General features: G+C 55.0%; 18 protein-coding genes and 1 other gene. 3 read left to right on the top strand and 16 right to left on the bottom strand.

Annotated elements, in window-relative coordinates:
- Window positions 1-21: 21 nt before the first annotated feature.
- The 3 genes from finO to traI are packed head-to-tail and all read right to left on the bottom strand — an operon-like array spanning window position 22 to window position 6,658.
- Window positions 22-585: a conjugative transfer: regulation gene (gene finO, locus PSLT111; protein ID NP_490594.1), complete on the bottom strand. Its 564-nt coding sequence runs from the start codon at window positions 583-585 to the stop codon at window positions 22-24.
- Window positions 586-639: 54 nt separating this feature from the next.
- Window positions 640-1,380, bottom strand: a complete 741-nt coding sequence (gene traX, locus PSLT110; RefSeq protein NP_490593.1) for a conjugative transfer: fimbrial acetylation — start codon at window positions 1,378-1,380, stop codon at window positions 640-642.
- A gap of 19 nt (window positions 1,381-1,399) precedes the next feature.
- Window positions 1,400-6,658, bottom strand: coding sequence for a conjugative transfer: oriT nicking-unwinding (gene traI, locus PSLT108; RefSeq protein ID NP_490592.1), 5,259 nt, complete (start codon window positions 6,656-6,658; stop codon window positions 1,400-1,402).
- Window positions 4,059-4,628, top strand: an annotated gene (locus tag PSLT109). The two genes, traI and PSLT109, sit on opposite strands and share 570 nt — an antisense overlap.
- Window positions 6,655-7,374 (bottom strand): conjugative transfer, encoded by a 720-nt coding sequence (gene trbH, locus PSLT105; RefSeq protein NP_490589.1) that lies wholly within the window; start codon window positions 7,372-7,374, stop codon window positions 6,655-6,657. Before trbH ends, traI begins: the two co-directional genes overlap by 4 nt.
- Window positions 6,737-6,967 carry a putative cytoplasmic protein gene (locus PSLT107; RefSeq protein ID NP_490591.1) on the top strand — a complete coding sequence of 77 codons (231 nt, stop codon included), beginning with the start codon at window positions 6,737-6,739 and terminating at the stop codon, window positions 6,965-6,967. The genes trbH and PSLT107 overlap by 231 nt on opposite strands.
- Window positions 6,967-7,365 (top strand): homologue of mvpA, Shigella flexneri, encoded by a 399-nt coding sequence (locus PSLT106; RefSeq protein ID NP_490590.1) that lies wholly within the window; start codon window positions 6,967-6,969, stop codon window positions 7,363-7,365. The two genes, trbH and PSLT106, sit on opposite strands and share 399 nt — an antisense overlap. Before PSLT107 ends, PSLT106 begins: the two co-directional genes overlap by 1 nt.
- The 12 genes from traD to PSLT093 form a co-directional block, all read right to left on the bottom strand.
- Window positions 7,374-9,617, bottom strand: a complete 2,244-nt coding sequence (gene traD, locus PSLT104; protein NP_490588.1) for a conjugative transfer: DNA transport — start codon at window positions 9,615-9,617, stop codon at window positions 7,374-7,376. The genes trbH and traD overlap by 1 nt, the downstream gene beginning before the upstream one ends.
- A gap of 376 nt (window positions 9,618-9,993) precedes the next feature.
- Window positions 9,994-10,725 (bottom strand): conjugative transfer: surface exclusion, encoded by a 732-nt coding sequence (gene traT, locus PSLT103; protein NP_490587.1) that lies wholly within the window; start codon window positions 10,723-10,725, stop codon window positions 9,994-9,996.
- A 35-nt stretch (window positions 10,726-10,760) separates the two neighbouring features.
- Window positions 10,761-11,255 carry a conjugative transfer: surface exclusion gene (traS, locus tag PSLT102; RefSeq protein NP_490586.1) on the bottom strand — a complete coding sequence of 165 codons (495 nt, stop codon included), beginning with the start codon at window positions 11,253-11,255 and terminating at the stop codon, window positions 10,761-10,763.
- Window positions 11,256-11,270: 15 nt separating this feature from the next.
- Window positions 11,271-14,093 carry a conjugative transfer: assembly abd aggregate stability gene (traG, locus tag PSLT101; protein ID NP_490585.1) on the bottom strand — a complete coding sequence of 941 codons (2,823 nt, stop codon included), beginning with the start codon at window positions 14,091-14,093 and terminating at the stop codon, window positions 11,271-11,273.
- Window positions 14,090-15,472, bottom strand: a complete 1,383-nt coding sequence (gene traH / locus PSLT100) for a conjugative transfer: assembly (RefSeq protein NP_490584.1) — start codon at window positions 15,470-15,472, stop codon at window positions 14,090-14,092. The genes traG and traH overlap by 4 nt, the downstream gene beginning before the upstream one ends.
- Entirely contained in the window at window positions 15,462-16,010 is a 549-nt protein-coding gene (gene trbB, locus PSLT099) for a conjugative transfer (protein ID NP_490583.1), read from the bottom strand. The genes traH and trbB overlap by 11 nt, the downstream gene beginning before the upstream one ends.
- Window positions 15,997-16,290 carry a conjugative transfer: fimbrial synthesis gene (gene traQ / locus PSLT098; protein ID NP_490582.1) on the bottom strand — a complete coding sequence of 98 codons (294 nt, stop codon included), beginning with the start codon at window positions 16,288-16,290 and terminating at the stop codon, window positions 15,997-15,999. The genes trbB and traQ overlap by 14 nt, the downstream gene beginning before the upstream one ends.
- Window positions 16,291-16,503: 213 nt before the next feature.
- Window positions 16,504-17,253, bottom strand: a complete 750-nt coding sequence (gene traF / locus PSLT097; RefSeq protein ID NP_490581.1) for a conjugative transfer: assembly — start codon at window positions 17,251-17,253, stop codon at window positions 16,504-16,506.
- An 11-nt stretch (window positions 17,254-17,264) separates the two neighbouring features.
- Window positions 17,265-17,480, bottom strand: a complete 216-nt coding sequence (gene trbE, locus PSLT096; protein ID NP_490580.1) for a conjugative transfer — start codon at window positions 17,478-17,480, stop codon at window positions 17,265-17,267.
- Between the two features lie 10 nt (window positions 17,481-17,490).
- Complete coding sequence (gene traN / locus PSLT095; RefSeq protein ID NP_490579.1) at window positions 17,491-19,317, bottom strand: conjugative transfer: aggregate stability; 1,827 nt, start codon at window positions 19,315-19,317, stop codon at window positions 17,491-17,493.
- A 452-nt stretch (window positions 19,318-19,769) separates the two neighbouring features.
- Window positions 19,770-20,408: a conjugative transfer: assembly gene (trbC, locus tag PSLT094; protein NP_490578.1), complete on the bottom strand. Its 639-nt coding sequence runs from the start codon at window positions 20,406-20,408 to the stop codon at window positions 19,770-19,772.
- Window positions 20,393-20,701: a conjugative transfer protein gene (locus PSLT093; protein ID NP_490577.1), complete on the bottom strand. Its 309-nt coding sequence runs from the start codon at window positions 20,699-20,701 to the stop codon at window positions 20,393-20,395. The genes trbC and PSLT093 overlap by 16 nt, the downstream gene beginning before the upstream one ends.

The following is a 20,701-nucleotide window of genomic DNA, read 5'->3' as shown; positions in this document are numbered from 1 at the left end:
ATTATACTGGGCTTCTCCGGTTCAGACCGTCTGCGCCAGCACCGCGCGGAGTTCCGCTTTTCTGGCGTTCTGCGCCCGGACCTTTGCCAGTCGCGCCAGCGCGTACTGTTCTTCCTCCACGGTAATATGCTCCGTCACATACCCTTCCGTGTCATATCGGCAGGCCCCGGCTTTCATCGCGCTGAGATATGCTTCAGAACGGGCAATCGCTTTCAGCGCACGGATTATCTTTTTGTGTGACAGCGGGATACCACGCCTGGAGGCGTCCTCAAACAGCGCCTCACGCACGCCACAGGCGAAAAGACGGGGCGTGTCGCCGTCAAACAGCCCCGGCCACCAGGGTTTCAGCGTGCTGACCGCTTCCTCCACTGACTGAAATCGCAGGTAGATGGACAGATCTTTTCTTGCCCGGGCTTTTTTTTCTGCCAGTGACGCTTCCCGGACAGCCCTGTCAGCCAGCTGCTGTTTCTTCACCTTCCACTTCGGGGGCGTGGTGACGTTAATAATGGTTTTGCGGCTGCGGGCCGGCGCTTCCCCATCCGTTTTCCGTTTCAGTGTCAGTACCGGTCGTTTCTGCTCAGTCATGCTGTATGCTGCCCCTGCCAAATCCTGCTCATACCGCCAAAGATACCACACCCGTCACATCGCCAGAACGCCCAGGGCAGCCAGATGGCAGGTGTAGAATACCGGGAAAAAATCAGCCGGCCAGAACCGGGGCCGTGATTTGCCTGTCAGCGAAACAAGCCATACCGTCAGCCCGGTCACCAGAAGTCCTGCCACCGCCGCGGCATCACTGGTGACCAGATTCAGCGCGGGGACGGCCACCACTAGGCAGGCCGCAAGCGCCAGATGTTCTTCAGTATCTGTGGTCCGGTACAGCCGGTAACAGATGACCAGCACCAGCACGCCGGCAACGCCGTAGCTGGTTCCGGACAGGGGTATCCACGCCGTCAGCAGTAACAGCGCGGCCGCAGAGTGAAACAGGCAGCGCTGCTCACACCACTTCAGCGCCTGCGCGGTCACCGCAAAGGCAAACAGAATATTCCCTTCATACCACGGAAATCCCGCCAGAAAATATCCGGACTGCGCGATAACCGCCCATCCCCACAGCCGGTTAATCGCAGACTGGCGGATATGCGTATGCTGGGACAGGTTCAGCCCCCACACCAGGGCAAACAGCGGAAACGCCCCGCGCCCGGCCAGAAACAGCCACTCTTGGTTCAGGTGCAGGATACGGTTAATATGGTCAGCCACCATCAGCAGCAGCGCCACGGTTTTGATGAGATCTCTCTGTCCCGGCGACCAGGCCAGCAGTCGCTGCAGCCGGGTATCCACCCGGACTGCCCGCGAATCGTTACGTGTGGCGTTATCCATCGTCATCGTGGTTTATCTTCCCGTATCAGTCCCCGCCAGGGGTTTTCTCTTTCTGCAGGTCACGCACCATCTCCTGCTCCATCTGCTGCAGCCGCTCCCGGCCCCGGTTTTCCCGCGCCACTTCCCGGATGGTCTCCCGCTCCCTTTGTGGTTCGCGCAGCACACTCTCCGGCAGCGGGGGTTCCCGTTCAGGCGGGGTCATTCTGTCCTGCTCCTGGCCGGCAATCTCCCTGACCGCCTGCGCGGTTTTCTCCTCCGGCAGGTCAGATTTGTCCTCAGCCATTTTACGGACAATCTCATCCGCACGGCGTTCTGTTTCACGGCGGACTGCCTCTTCTGCCTGCCGCTGTGCCAGAATCTCTGCCGTGACCGGCTCCCCGTTCCCCGCGCCGGGCTGCACGTTACTGTCAGGAATATCGCCCCACACCCTGCCGCCGGTAATGGCGACGGGATTCCATGGACGCCCGTCACCGACAATTCGCACCACCACGCCGCTGTCGGGGTTCTCCCGGGCAATCCGGACGCCATCCTGCATGCTACCAGCCAGCAGGCTTTCGCCGTTACGACTGCCCTGCAGGGCCACAAACTGCGCCTCTTCACTGCCTTTCACCCGACCTTCCCCGGTGAATCCCCGCAGCCCGGCACCGTCATCCGTTGTCAGCGGGTTCAGCCAGATACCGGCGGATTTACCGTTACGGTCAAACGCCGGCAGCGCCACATACGGCTGCGGATACTTGCGCCCCGGTGCAATAAAACGCGCCCGGCTGTCTCCCTGCGCCAGTCCGGCGTTGCGCAGCACGGCACGGCCGGCGGCCACGTCCCGCAGTTCCCGGGCGGTGCTGAACAGGCGCTCTGCGTTCATCATCTCACGCTCTGATTTAGGCTCCAGCACGTCATGGGCCGTGCCCTTTTGCTCCGCACTGTTGATGGCCTTAACCCAACCCTGACGGTCGTCGGTGTACACCTGCACATGCTGCTTCATACGCGACAGCGCCACATACGCCGACTCAAAACCGGCCATCTGTTTCCGGCCCCCTTCGGTTCCCTCCAGCGCAATGGCAAACGTCTCACTGGCCCCCTGCGCACTGTGGGCGGTGATGGCATACGCCAGGTCAATATGTTGCTCTGCCCTGTCCTGCCCGGGACGCACCACGCGGGTCTGTTTCCCGTCTGACAGCGTGACGCTGTCACCGGAAACCGCCGTCACCGTCCAGACGCTGTTGGCCACATACCCGCGTTCCCTGTCACTCTTCGTGAAACGCATCCGGTCACCGGCCCCCACCCGGATAGTTTCCGGATTGTATAGTGTGACGCCCTCTGCCGCTGCTTCCCGGGGGGAAATAAGGCGGGTGTTACCCGCCTTATCTTCCAGGGTAATCAGCCCGTCCTCCTTACTGATACCGGCAATCCGGTGATACACATTATCCACCAGGGCCAGCGCCCCCGGATGCGCCTCCCAGGTGGACAGACGGCGCAGTTCCCCGTCACGGATATTCGCGGTGGTCAGTACAGGGACAGTGACCTGCTGCTCACCCGGTTTCGCCAGCGCATCCTGAATCATGCTGTTCAGCACCCGACGGTCCTCATTCAGATGCGTGACAATCAGCGTCTGCTCCCGGGCTTCCGGCGTTCTGCCGGTATAGTCGCGGACAATGGCCTCATACAGCGTCACGGGCACATCCGGAAAGGCTTCGCCCTTTTTCTCCGCCTCCTGTGCGGCTTTCGCCAGTTCCCGCTCCTGCAGACGGCTGAACTCCGTCACCGAGTTTTCCGGCGCCCATGCCCCCTTCAGGCGGGGAACCTGAACCGGCTTCACGTTTTCAAGCCCGGACAGTGCCTTATTCACATCCCGGTTAATCAGGCTGTACACGGCGTCCCGCAGTTCCGGTGTCTGGCGTACAATCTCCTTCATGATGGCCACATCAGCCGCGCTGCGCGTCTGCTGCAGGCGGAAAGGCTGGCCGGGTGCGATGGCCTGCAGCTGGTCCGTGTCACCGCTCGCCACGGCACGACCACCACCGGCCGCAATCAGGGCGTATGCCCGCGCCATATCGGTGTTGCCCACCATCGAACTCTCATCAAGGAGGAACAGCGTGTTGCTGAAATCCGGCGTTTCACCGCTGCGCTGCTGCAGTTGCGTGTCGTGCAGAAAGGACGCCAGCGTCTGTGCTTCCACGCCGGCACTGCGCATCTCCCCGACCGCCCTGTGGGTCGGTCCCAGCCCCACGACGCGGGGACGCTCACTCTCCGGCAGCAGGTTCACCGCTGACATCACCGCCCGGAACTGGGTGGTCTTGCCCACCCCGGCATAACCCTGTACCACGGTGAAACGGTCTTTCGTTTCGAGTATCATACGGGTGGCGGCACGCTGTCCGGATGTCAGAGTCTCCATGAGTTCGCCGGGTACCCTCTCCATCAGTGGCGTGACCGCCTCCTTGCCCTCAAGGATATGATGCAGAATACTCTTTTCAGCGTCATACGACGCACGGGAAATCAGCAGGTCTGTGCCATAACCTTTTGCCACATCCACATACAGTAAATCGCCCCGTTTTATCTGCGCATCAATTTCCCGTCCCAGGTCAGCAAAACCGGTTCCCTCTGCAGCAAACGACTTCGCCTCCGTCAGCAGGTCCACCTGACTGAATGCCAGGTTTTTACTTTCCACCACCGGAAGGGCAAGGTGAATGGCCTGCTGTGCCGGCGTGTGAAGCCCGGCTTTCTGGCGGCTGATGGCGGTTTCCAGCGATACCTCACCGGCACGCGCCTTTATCTGCTCAGAAACGACCGTAAAAGACGGGTGACGGGAGAGTTTTTCAGCAGTGCGGGTCTCATCCAGTGAGGAATACAGCCGGACATCCCGGCCGCTGCGGGCCAGACTGTTCAGGGTGGCGTTGTCCATCGCCATCTGTGTGACGGAAGCAAAAACTTTCGCACTGTCACTGACGGAATGCCCGGGTGTTTCCACCCAGCCGTTTTCCAGCTTCAGCGCCGTGAACGGGGAATCCCCCACCGGCAGGGAAGCCGGTTCAGCCCTGCCGGGTACCGTCACCGTCATCACGCCATCGTTCACCGCAGATACCTGCAGCCGGTCGCCGACGGAGACGCGAAGCCCGGGAATTTTTCCCGTCACCATAAGACGCTCACCGTCTGCCACCGGCATCTTCTCCGGTCGGAAGAGTGACCAACTGCTGTCCAGGGCTGAAATCCGCACCATCTGCGTCTCTCCCTGCGCATCCCGCAGGGTCAGACTGTGACTTTGTGCGGTCACCCGGTCAATCACATACCGGTCATGGGACCGTTTCTCCGGGTTCCACTGCTCCATCACCATCCCTTCACGGTACATATCGCGCAGGTAACGGTTCCGGCTGTCCAGCCAGACCGGTGACAGGGCGGTCATCATGGTGTCCTGCTGCCCGAGTATCCCCTGCGTCTTCAGCTCACTGCGTATCATCCCCGCCAGTATGGCCTGTTCACGCATGCCGCTGACCTGTGCCACGCTCTCTTCCCCGGCTTTCACCGCAGCCACAAAATCCCCGGCCAGCCGGGCATAGCGGACATTCCGGTCCGGCTCGCTGATAACGGTCGCCGGGGTCTGCTGCCTGCCCTGCCAGCGGTAACTGTTCACGCCGGCCTCCTTCATGGCCATCAGCGCGCTGCCGGTACCGGTGCGCTGACCGCTGTCGGTAATTAGCACCTGGACGTTATGACGCGCCGCGCCATCCAGCAGGGTCAGAGTCTCCTTCAGGGACAGCTTTTCCCCCTGGTCGACAATAACGGTACTGCCCGGGGAAAATAACATGCCCTCCTGCAACTGACGACGCCCGGTTATCAGCTCACCGGACAGACGTTCATCCTGCTTCAGGTTTGTCTGCGAACGGCGGTCAGCGACAATAATCTGCACCTCACGCCCCTGCTCCCGGGCCATCATCGTCAGTTCCGCCACCCGCTCCCGCTGACCGGCAGCACCGCCCTGACCACTGATAATGGCCAGTGACGGGCGGTCCTGAGCCAGGACACTCACCGCGTCGCTGTAACTTCCCGTGCGGGGCACGCTCTTCTCCGGATGGACGGTCACCCGGTTCTGCTTCATGATATCGCTGCTGAGTGCCCGGACAGACAGCTCATCGAGCACATGAATACCGGAGGTGAACAGTCCTTTCTCCCGGTCGAGGGGGATAAGCTGCTCGCGGCTGATGGCCTCATCAATCCCGGCCCGGGCTTTCTCAATCACGCCGGCTTCCGGCGGCAGCATGCCGACCGTTCTGGCCAGCACGTCGGTATACGTAAACTGAACCTTCCGGTCGCTTAATCCGGCAATGGCCTGCGTCACCGCCTGCTGAATATCCGGCTGCTCCTGTGACGGAACAGGCTGTGCTGCCTGTATTTCCGCCCGCCTGTCCGCAGACTCACGGTATGCGCTGATATCAAACCCGGTATCTTTCAGGGTCTGCATCCACTCAGCCATTTTCACTTCCGGATCGACATGCTGTTTGGATTTACGCGTATCCAGCGCCGCCACATCCCGGGATTTCAGCGAGGCATCCTCCCCGACCGCCTCTCGGATGGCCTGCGAACGGCTGGAAAAGGCCTCCACCGGGACACCGGGCATCTCCCACATACCGTGCTTACCGACCACTTCCGTTTCATAGCCCAGCGCTTCAACCTTCTCTTTCAGCACCGCGCGGTAAATCTTCCCGAAGGCTATCTGGTTAGCATAGACATTCTCGATAAATCCCGTTTTGCCCACCTTATCGCTGCTCAGGGTCTTCCATTCCCCGTCATGCTGCGTGACGTTGACCACCACAGCATGGGTATGCAACTGCGGCTCCTGGTCACGACTGGTGTCATGATTGAACAGCGCCATCACCAGATTACCGGTGAGCACCGTTTCTGACTGTCCGTCCGTCATCACCCTGGTGGAGGCCAGCGCCTCCACCTGACGGACAGCGATATCCACCGCCTGGTTGTGTGCCTCAGTCAGGCGTTTATCACCGGCCAGCATGGCCATCAGGGAAACACTTTTGGGGGCAGAGAAGGTCAGATCATAGCCGGGGCGGTGTTTGTTGCCGCCATCCTGCTGCCGGCTCAGATCAGCCCCGTCGGGCAGTCTGCCTTCCAGTACCCGGGTGAACACCTCCTTATCGACGGTGCCCTGCAACCCCAGCTGCTCCGCGCCTTTTCCGGCCCAGCGCTCTTCCATGCTGCCCAGCACGTAGTAGTTATCCCTGTCGCTGTAATAACCGGCGGCACTTCCCGCCGACCGGACCTGCGCAATACTCATCATAAATGTATATCCCTTTGACATATCCCATCACAAAAACCATAATGGATATACGTAAGACATATCCCTGTAAGGAGGCACATGATGGAAACCAGCGTATTTCTCAGTAACCGCAGCCAGGCGGTCAGACTGCCAAAAGCAGTGGCTTTGCCGGAAAATGTAAAACGTGTGGAAGTTATCGCTGTCGGGCGAACCCGAATTATCACGCCGGCCGGAGAATCGTGGGATGAATGGTTCGACGGGAACAACGTCAGCGCCGATTTTATGGATAACCGGGAACAACCCTCTGTGCAGGAACGGGAATCATTCTGATGCTGAAGTTTATGCTGGATACTAACATCTGCATTTTCACGATAAAAAACAAACCTGCCAGCGTCAGGGAGCGTTTTAACCTGAACCAGGGGAGAATGTGTATCAGCTCGGTCACCCTGATGGAGCTGATTTACGGCGCCGAAAAAAGCCAGATGCCCGAAAGAAATCTCGCTGTGATAGAGGGGTTTGTTTCCCGACTTGATGTTCTGGATTATGACACGCCGGCCGCCACCCATACGGGGCAGATCAGGGCAGAGCTTGCCCGTCAGGGACGCCCTGTCGGGCCATTCGATCAGATGATTGCCGGTCACGCACGCAGCCGGGGACTGATTGTTGTCACGAACAACACCCGGGAGTTTGAACGTGTGGGTGGACTGAGAACTGAGGACTGGAGCTGATACCGCCATCAGAAATCATCTCCCGGCTCCGGTTCATCCTTTCCGTGCCCACGGTGAACGTTGATATTCACCTCCTCCCGCCGTTGCATCTGCTGCTGAGTATTCACCTCCTGCTCCTGCCGCCAGCGCTCATACGCCGCCATGTCCACCACCTCACCGGACGCATTAATCCCGGGGGGCAGTGGCTGCTCTTCGTCTTCCGGCTTCATTTTCAGTTCCTGTCCGACACCGCCTGCAGGCGTATTCACGGCGGTACCCGCCGCTGCTGATTTTTTATCGCTGACAACCGTGGGCTGTGGCTGTTGCGGCTGTTGCGGCTGTTGCGGCTGTTGCGGCTGTTGCGGCTGTTGCGGCTGTTGCGGCTGTTGCGGCTGTTGCGGCTGTTGCGGCTGTTCAGCCTGCGCTTCTGCTGCTGTCGGCGCAACCGCTTCTGTATCCGGTTCAAACAGGCTGGACATCTGACGTACCTCGGCTTCCCTTGCAGCCAGAACGGCGCTCAGACGGGCTTCCGCCTCCGGATTCATTTCCCGGGGAATAAACTCCGGCGCCACTTTGGGACGTTCCTGGTATTTCAGGGCCAGCTTCACTGCCGGATAGGGTCCGGGCAGCGTGACATAACAGGTCAGGTCGGGCAGTGACTGAATATCGGAGTAGCTGACCAGTGTGACACGCTCCATCTCTTTACCGGTCGACACCCCGTCACGAACGGGATCGGCACCATAGGAATACTGCTCACTGGCTTTCAGGATCTCTTTTTCACCAATCTCATGGGCGACATAGTCGGCAATCTTATAGCTGGGTGAGCGGAAAAAGGCCCTTGTGTTCATCACATCCAGCAGGGTTGCCGCCGCTTTCTCGCCATAGATATCCTCCATCTGTGTACTGGACTGAATACCAAAGACATAGCAGCCCCCGAATTTACGGGCTTCCGGGACAATTTCCACGAGGTCGGGCAGCTTGTGCAGCGTGGGCAACTCATCACAGAAGAACCACACCCGACGGTTACGGTTCTCTCCCATCGCCAGCAGGCCCCGGATGGCAATGGACAGCCACATGGAAATCACCGGCTTCAGGGAAGAATGTGTGTCAGCGTTTGAAGAAATAAACAGCCAGCCATTCTTCTGATCTTCACGTACACCACGCATCCAGTCACGGATGGTGAACGGTTCACCGTTACGCTCGATCCCCTGAAGATAGCGGACGGCTTTTACGTAGTTGGTCAGCACAGCCCGGATGGAAATGGCCGTCTTCTCGATTTTTTCTTCCACCAGGTTGGCCGCCGGGGAATCACGCAGGTAGGTTCGCAGTTTTTCAATCTTGATTGAAAGCAGCGTGTCAACCAGCTTACTGTAGCTGCGGTCGCTGTCATTACGCATCAGGTATGCCGCTTCAGCAAAAATGGTCCGTCCGGAACCCTGCCAGAACGGATCTTCCTTCGTGCCCATCGGGATCAGGGTATTCGCCGCATTATCAAAATCCGGCAGGGTGAGGCATTCCCGCCATAAATCCCATGCGGCACACCGCGCGTCACAGGGGTTGAGAATTTTATCGATGGACGGGTCGTAGTAGCTTTTGACAAACTCACAGGAACGATCGTACATCACCACCATGTCGCCGCGCTGACGGGCATAGTTAGCCAGCCGGCGAATGATTTCAGACTTACCGGTACTGACTGTCCCGTGGAGCAAAAAGTTCTGAATCTCTGAATCCTTAATGATTGGCAAATCGCCAATCAGGATATCGGACGCTTTTCCGTCTTTTTTCAGCATTCTGGCAACGTCTTTCGGATTGTCGGTAAGTTGGCGTCCTCCGGTAACATCATCCTCACTCTGCTGTTTTCCCTGACGTCCCAGAATCCATGTGGTCATAAAAAATGTAATCAGGCAGATAACCAGCGCCACACAGGCGGCCAGAACAAAGGCCGACCACAGTTGCTCCCCACACCAGACCGTGTATTTGTCCTGCAGAACCTGAGCGGCGTTCATCCGGAACGTCTGGCCGTAATACCGGATCTCATAGACAGGCTGGGATTTAATTAAATCCCGCATTCCTTCAAGCGTGGTACACCACCAGTAGATACCCCCATTCACAAACGTCTGCCAGCTGAGTTTCACCCATAACACTAGGCCGACGAGTATCCAGAAGAAAATAAACAGGCAGTAAAATATAATGTTGGCGATCTGACTGAACATGCGAATACGCATGGACGCAATCTGACCGCCCTGGGTCATATCCTTCGCATTAAAGCTCATAGATGTTATTCCAAAGAAAGATTATCAGTCCGGACGGGGAATTAATTTGAATAAATAACTAACCGTTACTTTCGTTTTTTCAGAAAATAAAGAACAGCAGCACAGACTACCAGTACAGCAAACAGTCAGGAAAACGGATTGCCGTTAGTCATGTGACAAAGAAGTTCTGATAATGGCATTCCGTATCCTTATTATTCCCGCTTCGCGGCAACACTTCACGGACGCACAAAGAATTTGCACAACCGCTCAGTGTTTTCATATTTATTTCGGAAACGCCGGAGAGAAATGAAATTTATTTTATTTCTTTCCGGGCCTGGACAACGAGCAAAGCGAGGCGTCAGTCAGGAAGCCAGTCAGACCGGCCTCCTGAAGATGATTAAAGAATATTTGCAATTGATTTGGCCAGTTGTTCTTCCAGAACTGGTTTTGCCTCTTCAAACTTCAGGTTAACCTTGTTGGCATTCGATACCACACGGGTCTGGTATTTATGCTGATTACCGGTTTCGGTGCTGGTCTGGATTTTGGCACCCGAGGTTCCCTGGCGGAGGGCGGCAACATTGTCCGTTGTCACGGTCGCTTTTGTCCGTTCTGAGATCTGTACGTCGGTGATCATGGTGTAGTTAATATCTTCCACCATCGCATCAGCGGCCATCCCCACAAGCCCGGCAGCAAGCCCTACTCCCAGCGTGGCACCTGCTGAGTTAGAGTTATACGCTGTGATACCGGCCCCGAGCGCTGCCCCGGAGAGCGCACCTTCATAACCACGGTTCAGCCATCCCTGGGACTCACGCAAATCCATCTTGTCGGCCTTCAGCACGTTGGCCTGAATCCAGTAGTATGCTTTGTCTGGTGAGGTAACCACAGTATACCCTTTTGCCTGAATATCTTTTGCAATCAGGCTCTGAAGGTCACTCATATCCTTATCGGAGGTATTTTTCACCTGCAGATACACCGTCCGTTCACTGGACGGGTCAAGCCAGATGGTCTGACTCATCTGGGTTTTCACTTCAAGATTACGCTTTTTGATTGCTGTGCTCATCGCACCACACCCTGACAGGGCCAGAGTGGAACTGACCAGTGTAACCATCATTATTTTTTTCATTTTCATCCAATTACCTTTATTTACCAACCATAGTTTTCTTATTACCTGTCATTATTATCCTGCCAGCGAGACCCAAAAGTATTACCAGCCGAATCAACTCCTCCATGCATAGGATATCCAGTTGAGGGGTTGTAGTAAGTCGTTTGACGATACTCAACAGATTCAAAATCCAGCCCCCTATCTTCATCATATTGGTCATCAAGCTGACATTTCACCCACTCTTTTATGCTTATACAACCACTTACTCGTCTTAATTCATATAATGTTCCACCGATAAAAATCATTAAACTTAATAATGGCGAGAGTAATGAGCATACGGGCATAATTACATACCAAATTCCTTTACTAAACTTGAACTCATCAGATATGTTATTTTTTTTACGAATTTGAATAAATAACCAGATAAACAGCCCCTGCCACAGCAGGACAAATAACAGGATAATCCCTGTTTCAGCGACTCCCCACTCAGCTAGATAACAGGCAATAAACTGTACCACTGTCACCAGAACAATCTGAGCTAAATTTTTCATTCCCACCTCCCGGATATCGCCTTACTGTTTGTGCTTATCCTGATACTCTTTTGCCCTCTTCATCAGTTCTTCAGGACTATCCGCGCCAGGCATCCTTTCCTGTGCAGCCTTTTCTTCATTATATTTATTATTCTGAGATAGTGCTTCTGTTTTATACTGTTTTTGCAGGCCAGAATACTGCTGGTCAATAGTCTTTTCCTCACCCTGGATATTTCCATAAGTATCGTTTATATCGGAATGATAGTCTGTGACCATATTATCAACCTGGTTTTTTACATCATTACTGATATTACTGTCCCGCGTCCGTTGTTCCACCGTTGCCTGATGGGCCTGATGATCGGCTACCACATCCTGTTTATCACCACCACCGGATACTGTGCTCATACCACTGCCAATATCACCGCGGGCTTCGCCCCAGGCATTATCCACACCAGGCTGTACCTGCTCCTGAACAAAGGCCCAAGCCATTGCCCGACGTCGTTCTGCCACCTCCGGCGAGCTGGTATTTGTCAGAATATTTTCTGCATCCTGTGGCGCATGCTTTTGCACAAAATTCACAAACTGCTGTGACAAATCTTCGCTCATCTGCCCACTCATGCTTTCTGTACGGGACGCCATCTCAGCATACTCATGGCTGCGGGTCAGGTTCGTGGTGTACTGGTCATAACTCTGTTTCGCTGAGTTCAGGGCGGCAGACAAATGATCCACACGAGAATCAGCATTATTGTCCGTATGGCTTCCGGACTCACTGACCTTACGGCTCGTGAAGTAATCGCTGGCCTCCTTAAAATCCTGCGTGGCTTTGGCATCAACACCATGACGAACATCCTGGCTGGATCGTGAACTACTGCTGGCCTGATGCGTATCATCATCGCTCCAATCAATACCAGCACGACCACCGGCTTTAACACCAGCTCCACCACCGACCCCCAATATCTTGGGCCTTATGCCCCACTCTGCACTTGCATCACCATAAATACCCCCAGATGTTCGCGTACTTCTCGCTGCAAGTTCCTGAGTGGCCTGCTCATTACTGATATTATGTGCCTTCGCATAGCTTTCCACTGCGCTGCGCATCCGGCTGGCCATTATGGAATCCTGCGCGCTCATGGTGCTGTCAGCACCACTGGTCACTGAGTCGCTGCTGCCCCGGTTCGTCCCGAACTGGCTGAGCGTATTCCAGGCGCTGGCGATACTGCTGCTGAAACCATGCAGGGCGCTTTCTGCCTGCGTGCTGGCTTCCCGCGCCATCTCCTGCTGTGCCGCCGCTATCTGCCGGGTCGCGTTGATATTCACCGGCAGTCTGGACTGCGCACCGCTGGCATCCATGACCATATTGCCGTCCCGGGTCTGCGTGGCGGTCGCCCCACTACCGGTCTGGTAAGTCATCTGGCCAAATGACGTGGTACTGTTGGTACTCCAGCTGAAGCCGTTGACGTTCTCCGTCTGCATGTTGCCGTAGGAATAATTGCCGTCCACCACGCCGGCAGCCGCACTGGCCGTCGGGCTGATAGACGAAGACGCAAAGTGGCTGTAAACGCTGGAAAATCCAGCGCCCAGACCTTTTACCATCATCCACGACAGCGGGGGAATCATGGCAGAGAGATAACCTGCGGTTGATGCCAGATCGGAATATTTCAGCTGTATCTGAGAGAGTTCTGACAGCACCACCGGGGCACCATTCTGTTTCGCATAGAACACCATGGCGCTGTTCAGAATGGCATACAGCAACGGCCATGTCTGCAGCCACATCAGGGCAAATACATACCCTTTCAGCACTGACAGCGTCAGTTTATTAAAGACAGCGGCCAGAACCAGTAACGGGAAAATCCCGATGGCTATCCCCAGCAGAATAGTCTGTACCATCGGCAGGTTTCGCATTGTCACATAACCAATGGAGACATGTGACAAACGTTGTTTTTCCATCGAGGATGTGGTGGCCAGATTCACCAGACTGGCGGTATCACCGTTACGGGCTGCATTACTGGTGATCCCTTCTTTCAGAGCGTTCATTGTTACATTCTTACGCATGATCTGGCTGGCTGACTGGCTGGAGCCATAGAAATAACTGTAACTGTCACTTACCAGTTCCCTGAATAACAGGTCAGGGTCCGGCCTGCCCCCAAATATCTGCTGCACATAATAATGCCAGGTCTTGCCTCCTGTCTTTGTATCGAGATTCAGCTTGTCTTTCAGCGTGACCGACGCATCCTTGCAGGTGACAAAATGATTATTTTTGTCATAAACCCCCCGCAACGGACTTGGGCGGGAAAAAATCAGCGTATAGGGGTCATCGGATTCCATCAGTTCTTCCAGGGAATATTTGTGATTGAGGTAAATATCCCCCAGCACACAGTTCTGGACGTAGTCCTGAAACAGGTTAATGATTTCCGGATTCCGGGACAGGAAATCGGTGCTTTTCACAATCAGATTCGCCCCGAACAGCATACCTGTCTTGCTGTAGGTGACGCTGTCCGGCTGGGCAAAAATCATCTCATAGCTGGCCACCATCGCATGCCCGATCCGGGTCGTCAGCGAAAGGGGGAGTGCCAGTCCGACCGGCACATTATCCACCCGGTAAACCCTCACCAGGTCGCTGTTATCAATTATCTGTACTGATGTCCGTATGGTCACCAGAAGTGATATCAGCACAAACACCGCCACCCAGCCCAGCAGATCCATCACGTTATGTCGCTGTACCCACATAACGGACACCGCGAGAACGGACAGGGTCAGCGCAATTTTCTCAATGGAGTCCCACGTCCGGGTGCTCATGAAGGCCGCAATGGCGTTCAGGTTATTACTCAGCCATTCTCCGCCGGCAATGACATAGACTTCGTTCACTGCGCACCTCCGCCAAAATGATAGTTGTTCTGGTAACGGCTGAGCATGCGGGCTGACAGCTGCTGGCGCATGTAGCTCATCTGACGGTCGACAACCAGCAGCGCATCCTGCTGCACCTGGACCTGCGCCTGGAAGGACGCTATCTGCCGGGTCGCGTCATTCATGTTGTCGGTGATATGTTCGATAACCGCCTCGTCATAATTCCCTGTGGCCACCATCGCCCGGGCCTGCTGGATCAGCTCCTGGATATACTGCAGCAGGATGTCGTACCCGATATAATCCGTCAGCTGATAAATCATGCTGGTTGACACGCCGAGCATCTGCGGGTCAACCAGGTATTTGAAAACCGGGATGGTGGTGCTGGAGATAAACCCTTTTTCCTTATTATCCAGGGGAGTGTCGCTGACCGCCTTGTTCTGAATACTGGTCAGCAGCTTCGTAATCTGTGATTTGAGCGCATTGTCGCGACTGATGGTCACCGGCGTGTCGGCCACCACCTTCAGGCATTTATCCGAATCATTGCAGTGGTATATCTTCGCCGTTCCGCCTTCCATTAATGCCCGGATAATAGCCCGGTCGGTGGTTCTGGCAGGCAGGGGCATGATTTCGCCGTTGGGTCCAAAAACCAGTGAACCGGTCAGCGTCATCACGAACTCTTTCAGCTCCTTGTTGCCGTCAAACATCCTGTTTTTGGACAAAGCATTCCACATGATGTTGATATTTTTGGTCACCCGCTCCTTATCCTTGTCACTGGCTTTATCCCTGACGCTGTCGGATTGCCCGCCCACAGTACATCCCTGCCGGGACGCCGCCCAGTCGGCAAAAATATTGCTCTCACCGGCAATGTCCTGGCAGACCTTCTGCTGGGAGACCTGTGTTTTTGGGAAAAGCCCCCCGACAATCCCCTGCGCCGCCTGGCAGGAGCTGAGGTTCATACTGTTAATGTCGGAGGCCATTTTCTGCAGAAAATCCTTTGCCGTTTTGATTTCCGGCACCGTCGTCTGCAGCGCAAGGTCAAAAAAGTACCCTGCGGCGTTACTCATAATCTGCTTCACAAAACGCTGCAGCTGCTCGCCGTTAATGAAACTGAATGAGCCGAGATAGGCATCGATGCCCCCGCAACCGGCATTGATATCCGGCAGGGTCATGGAGACCAGCTGGACATTTTTTACCTGTGTCCGGGCATATAAAGAGCCGCCGGAGGCATATCCTGCCGCCTGTCCCTGCCAGACGGAGGGCTGTGTGGTATTGGAAGCAAAGCCCAGCTTATTGAAGAACTGGTTCATGTCGCTGTTCACATCGGCAGAGACGGCGGGTGCGACGGTCATCAGCGCCGTACATAATATGAAAAGCGGTTTAATTCTCGTTTTACCCTGCATGTTTTTCTCCGTACATCTGCAGAACGGTATCCATCCGGGCCATAAAACCGGCGGCGTCGGTGGCCCCCTGCAAAAGAGGTAATGCTTCAAGTGTGTTCACGTTAACCAGAAATGTTGTCGGGGTGGCGACGGGAATATTGGGGAAGAAGGTCTGCATCACTTCCGGCGGTGCCGGCAGCGCCTCCGGAAACGCGGCATCCCCCTGTCCGTCCAGGGTATAAGGGAATACCGAAAATCCATACTGCTGTGCCACCTGCTTCAGTACCGGGTCAAACTGGTGGCACCAGGGGCAGCTTCTTTGCATGAACAACACCACTTTCCAGTCGGCGAGGTTAACCGTTTTACCGTTGCTGAGACGAAACCAGCGGGGCGCCGGCGTTACTTTCTGCACGCCCTGCGTATCTGCTGGCTGCTTTTGCCCGGACGGTGCGGCCATCCCGTGCGGGTTATACAGCCGTTCAATCTCTTCCCGCGTGGAGGCATTAACCCCCGTCCCCATCAGAAGCAACAGGAACAGCAAAGCCTTATTGAGAGACATGTGATTTATCCCCCTTTTCTTCTTTTTCAGCAGCCAGAATGGCAGCCTGACGGGCTTCCAGTAACGCACGCTCTTCCCGGCTGACGCGGGCTATCCAGGCATCCAGCACCCGGTAAGCGCCGGACAACACCAGAATGATGGCAATCAGTTCCGCCAGAAAAAAAGCCATCCAGGGTTTGCGGTAAACCAGCCGCCCGACAATGTGAAACCAGACGCCCAGGGAGAAAACCCATACTCCAGTAATATCCGGTAAAGGAAGCGATAATTTATATTTACGCACAGTGGAGTCACTCCATTGTTATTTAATATATGCGATACCTGATTTATTATCAGAGAACAGAATATTCATCAGCTAAAAAACGCCGCCATGAATAAACTATTTAACAGTGGGGGCTATTTATCTGAATTAAAAATAAAGGGCATAAAGACAGCCGCTTCATCTGCATTATTTACCTGCGAACGAGTGACAGTAATACAATCCCCTGATATTACTTTAGAAATTCGGCTTAAAATCTTCTGACACATTCAGGAACTGTTTTGCCAGGTCGTCCTGCGTAATAAACCCGTATGACAACGGACGGACACTGCCCTGTTTCGGGTCTACCAGCATCATGGCCGGGAAATATTTCACACCAAGACGCTGCGCCTGCCCCTGGTCAGGACGCGTATCCGGCAGCATCGGGTTAATCACCCCGTCCACGGTCACCGGGATAACGCTCAGACCGTAAGTGGCGCGAAAGCCATTAATCACCTGCGCCAGCTGGCCGTCAATGGGGTCCTGCCCGCGGTAAAAGAACATGATACCGTAGTGTTCAGCCAGCTTTGATATGGCCTGCCGTTGCTGAGCCTGGTCTGCGGCCAGCTGGTTACGTACCGTGCCGTTGTAGTGGCTGTACTGCAGGTTATAGTCCAGTTCAGGATGCGCCAGCATGGCTTTTTTGGCGCTCATGCTGAAAAGCCCCGCCTGCTGCGTCCAGTAATTCTGCAGCCGGAAATATTTCACAAAATTATCCACACCGGGATACAGAATGGCTTCATAAAGCGCCCGCTTTGTTGCGGTCTGCAGCGCAGATAATTTCTGCATAATGTCAGGCTCCTGACGAACCTGAGCGGATTTATCCGTCGTTTTTGGGTCAGGTAATTTTACCGGGTCGTTATACCACTGCCATCCGGCATCTTTTCCGTATGCCGTCAGGGAGCCACAGAGTAACGCTGCCACCCATACGGTCTGTATTTTTCGCATCATACCCCCCTTCAACTGGATTCATTATCATGCTGCAGTAGTTTCGTCAGTACATTCACGAAACAGAACAGCAGCGTGAACATCAGACCGTAAGCGGCAATAATGAGCACCGCCAGCATGATATCGTCCGCTGTGGTTGTGCTTACCGCATCCCATGACCAGTACACCGCTGGGGATATCACAATAAGCGTCACCACCACCCGAACCAGAAAAGACATTATCTTCATCTGACTGTCCTTATTTCCCGGCCTGCCTGAGTTGGTCTGCAATTTGTTCTTTCACCTTCTCCGTCAGCGCGCCACTGTCCGGGATTTTCTGGTTATTCATCAGGTCTTCGTAGAAGTTCGTGAGGTCCAGCTGGTCGAATTTAATCTGCTGCAGTTCGTCCACGGTGATACCCCGGCAGTCAGGATGTTTTGAACTGCCGAAGCTGATATGCAGTTGGCCGTTGCGCCCCTGCTGCTGGACTATCTGCGCCAGCTTCGAATCAAACTGGCAGTAGCTGCGTTTCTTCTCCAGACAGACACCCAGTACCTTTTTCGAACAGAATTCCCCGACACTGACCGTCAGTTTGTTCGTTTTTGCTTTGGCCAGAGCTTTTTCGTCACTACTGCATTTAGCCAGACCGATATCCTGCCCCCAGCCACTGTCCTTACAGCAGTTGCTGTACCCGGCTGCGGCCTTCTTACAGAATTTCGCCTGTCCGGTGAATGCACGGACGTCAATACCGTTCAGGGCCGCGACATCTTTACCTGCCGCCGCCAGCGCCGCCAGTTGCGATACCGCCTCGCCAAAATCATTGCTCTTTCCGCTCTGCGCCTTATCGCATTCCCCATCGAGGCAGAACACATCCCCGCCACAAATCATGACCTTTCCTGACGTTTTCGACTCACAGGAGTACGTGGCGTACTCATGCAGGCAGGTGCCCTCACCGGAATAAAACGCGCACTGCCGGGTGGCAAGAGTACAGGCCGGATTGTCCACATACGCCTGGCAGGTGCCATTGTCCGCAGACTGGGTGACATATTTATCGCGGTATGCCCAGCAGGCCTCCGTCAGGCTCCAGGGTTTTCCTTCCATCACCCCGGTTTTCGTACCACCTGGCTCTGAGCATTCTGTGCCTTTCAGCACGCCATCCGCTTTATTAAACGGGCAGCTTTCCACCCACTCCACCCGGGGTATCCACTCCCGGTCCTTTACCTGCATCACCAGTGTCAGCGTGAACGTCGTTCTCCCGCTGGTCAGTTCGTTAAAAATGCGGTCATCCAGCGTCCCGGTACAGCTACCGTTCCCGCTGCAGCTTGTCCCGCTCAGAATCTGGCCCTTACTCAGCATCATTCCCGTCGCGCCACCCAGTGTAATGGTACTGCCCCACGTCATGTTGAAGATGGTATTCATAAAGCCGGCACGGGAATTCCACAGATAATTCTGTGTGATCACATTCAGGCTGGCGCTGCTTATCGTACCCGCTTCCGGCACGGTTACGCTGAAAACGATCTGCTTACCGGAACGGCTGAAACTAAAGGCGGTGAGGGTGTAGGTTCTGACCTCTGTTGTCTCTCTCCAGTCGCCGGTGATGGTGGCCGTCCGGGTACAGTATTCCTCCACAGTGGTGTCGCGTTCACAGGTATAATTCGTGAATTCGCTGCGGTTAATCTCCTGCGCGCTGCACTGCTGCCCGGTATTTCCCACAATACTGTCGGCACGGTTCACCACATCCCTTCCTTTTTCAATAAACGGCGCATCCGGTGACAGAATATCTTTGGGCTTGTTCATGAACGATTCTGTAATGGTTTTACCGGTTTCGCCTGTGGCCCACTGCGTCGTGCCGTCATTCTTCAGCCCACTGTCACCACCGGCGGTCACGCCACCGTAATATTTCGTTTCATCCGGATTCGCGTTATAGCCGGGTATACTCTCCTGCGGATTAAAATTCCGGATACTGCCGGTGCCCTGGCCTTTGATCTGATGGGCAAAATCTGAACCCGCACGATAATCACTGTTACTGTCAGCCTGTGCCTGGCCGGCTGCCAGAAGCAGAAACAGAGGTAACATACGTTTCATTTATTCTCCCCCTCGTATTGCTCAAACCAGAAAACAACCGGTTTATTCACCACACTAATCAGCCCAAAACGCTCTGCTGTCCGGAAGTTAACGCTGCTCCGGCGCCCCCGCTCAACCTGCAGGGAGACCTGTTTTCTGAACATCTCCAGCGAATATGTCGTTTTCAGCAAATTGCACGGCGCACAGGACGGGAAGATGTTTTCCGGACAGTCGGCCTCCGGCCTGAAAACGTCACCGGTGGATTTCAGTCTGAAAATGCCTTTCTCTGCCGCCTTCATGCACCGCTCTGATTTGCGGAGCACTGCCTGAACGTGGTCGGCATGCCATCCTTTCTCCGGCAGTTCACAGCCGCAGTAAGCACAGCGGCCGCCGAATTTCATACGCAGTCTTTCCCGCTGTTTTCTGGTCAGCGCCATAACATCTCCTTCCTGCTGTTTATTCCGCAGGGAATGTCATTGCGGTTTATCTCCGGCACCATCAAGTAATCCGGCAGCCACCTGCCTGCAGTCCCCGGCGGTGACCACTTTCTCCAGCGCCTGCTTCACCCGCAGATTGCCCCGGATAACGTCATATCCCTGTCGGCAGTACACCACCAGAGTCGGTACGCTGCGGATGTCATATTTCGTGAACAGCGTCGGGTCAATCTGCACACCATCTGTTGCCCCATCCTTTACCAGGGACAGAACGGCATCTGCCGTGGCTTTCAGGTCGTTATCCCGCATTCCCCGCAGCGTGGCCGGAATACCGTAGCGACGGGTTTCGCCCAGCATGCGCTTCAGCCCCTCTTCCGGAATGGAAAACGAGATAAAGTACACCGCGCCCTGCTCCGGTTTATCCGCCTGAGAAGTCTGCTGCTTTCGGGCAAGGTCATCCAGGAAATGCCGGTCTGACTGCACCAGGGGATTCGCTTGAATCTGCCGGTCTGCCCACGCTTTCAGTTCAGCATCAGGCCGGTCGCGCAACTGCCGGCTCAGTTCCTCCTGCTGCTTCAGGAACTGGCGGTTTTCAGGGGTATTAGCGACTCCGCCGGCTGATACCGTCCCGCTTATGACCATAATCAGTCCGGCCAGGTATTTTATTTTCCTGTGCATCGCTTTCCCCGGTACATAAATAAAAGAGAAGAAGACTCGAGGGACAGCATAAATGTCACTTCCAGGTAAAGTCTGATGAGCGATATTTTTCCGGTCGTGTCTGTTTCCATCCACGAATTAACAACATCAGAGATGATGCGTTCCGGAAGAAAATAAAAAGCCATCAGCGCAAACATCACCAGCGCAAACGGAAACAGTTTTACACTCTCATTCAGGACCTGCACGACAGCAACCGCCCCCCACCTGATAACGGACAGATAATGCTGTCTCTTATAAATAATTCGCATAAACAC

This window comes from Salmonella enterica subsp. enterica serovar Typhimurium str. LT2, assembly GCF_000006945.2.
In the GTDB taxonomy this organism is placed as follows: domain Bacteria; phylum Pseudomonadota; class Gammaproteobacteria; order Enterobacterales; family Enterobacteriaceae; genus Salmonella; species Salmonella enterica.
The sequence above is the reverse complement of the archived record's forward strand: the minus strand, read 5'-3'. Positions and strand labels throughout refer to the sequence as shown.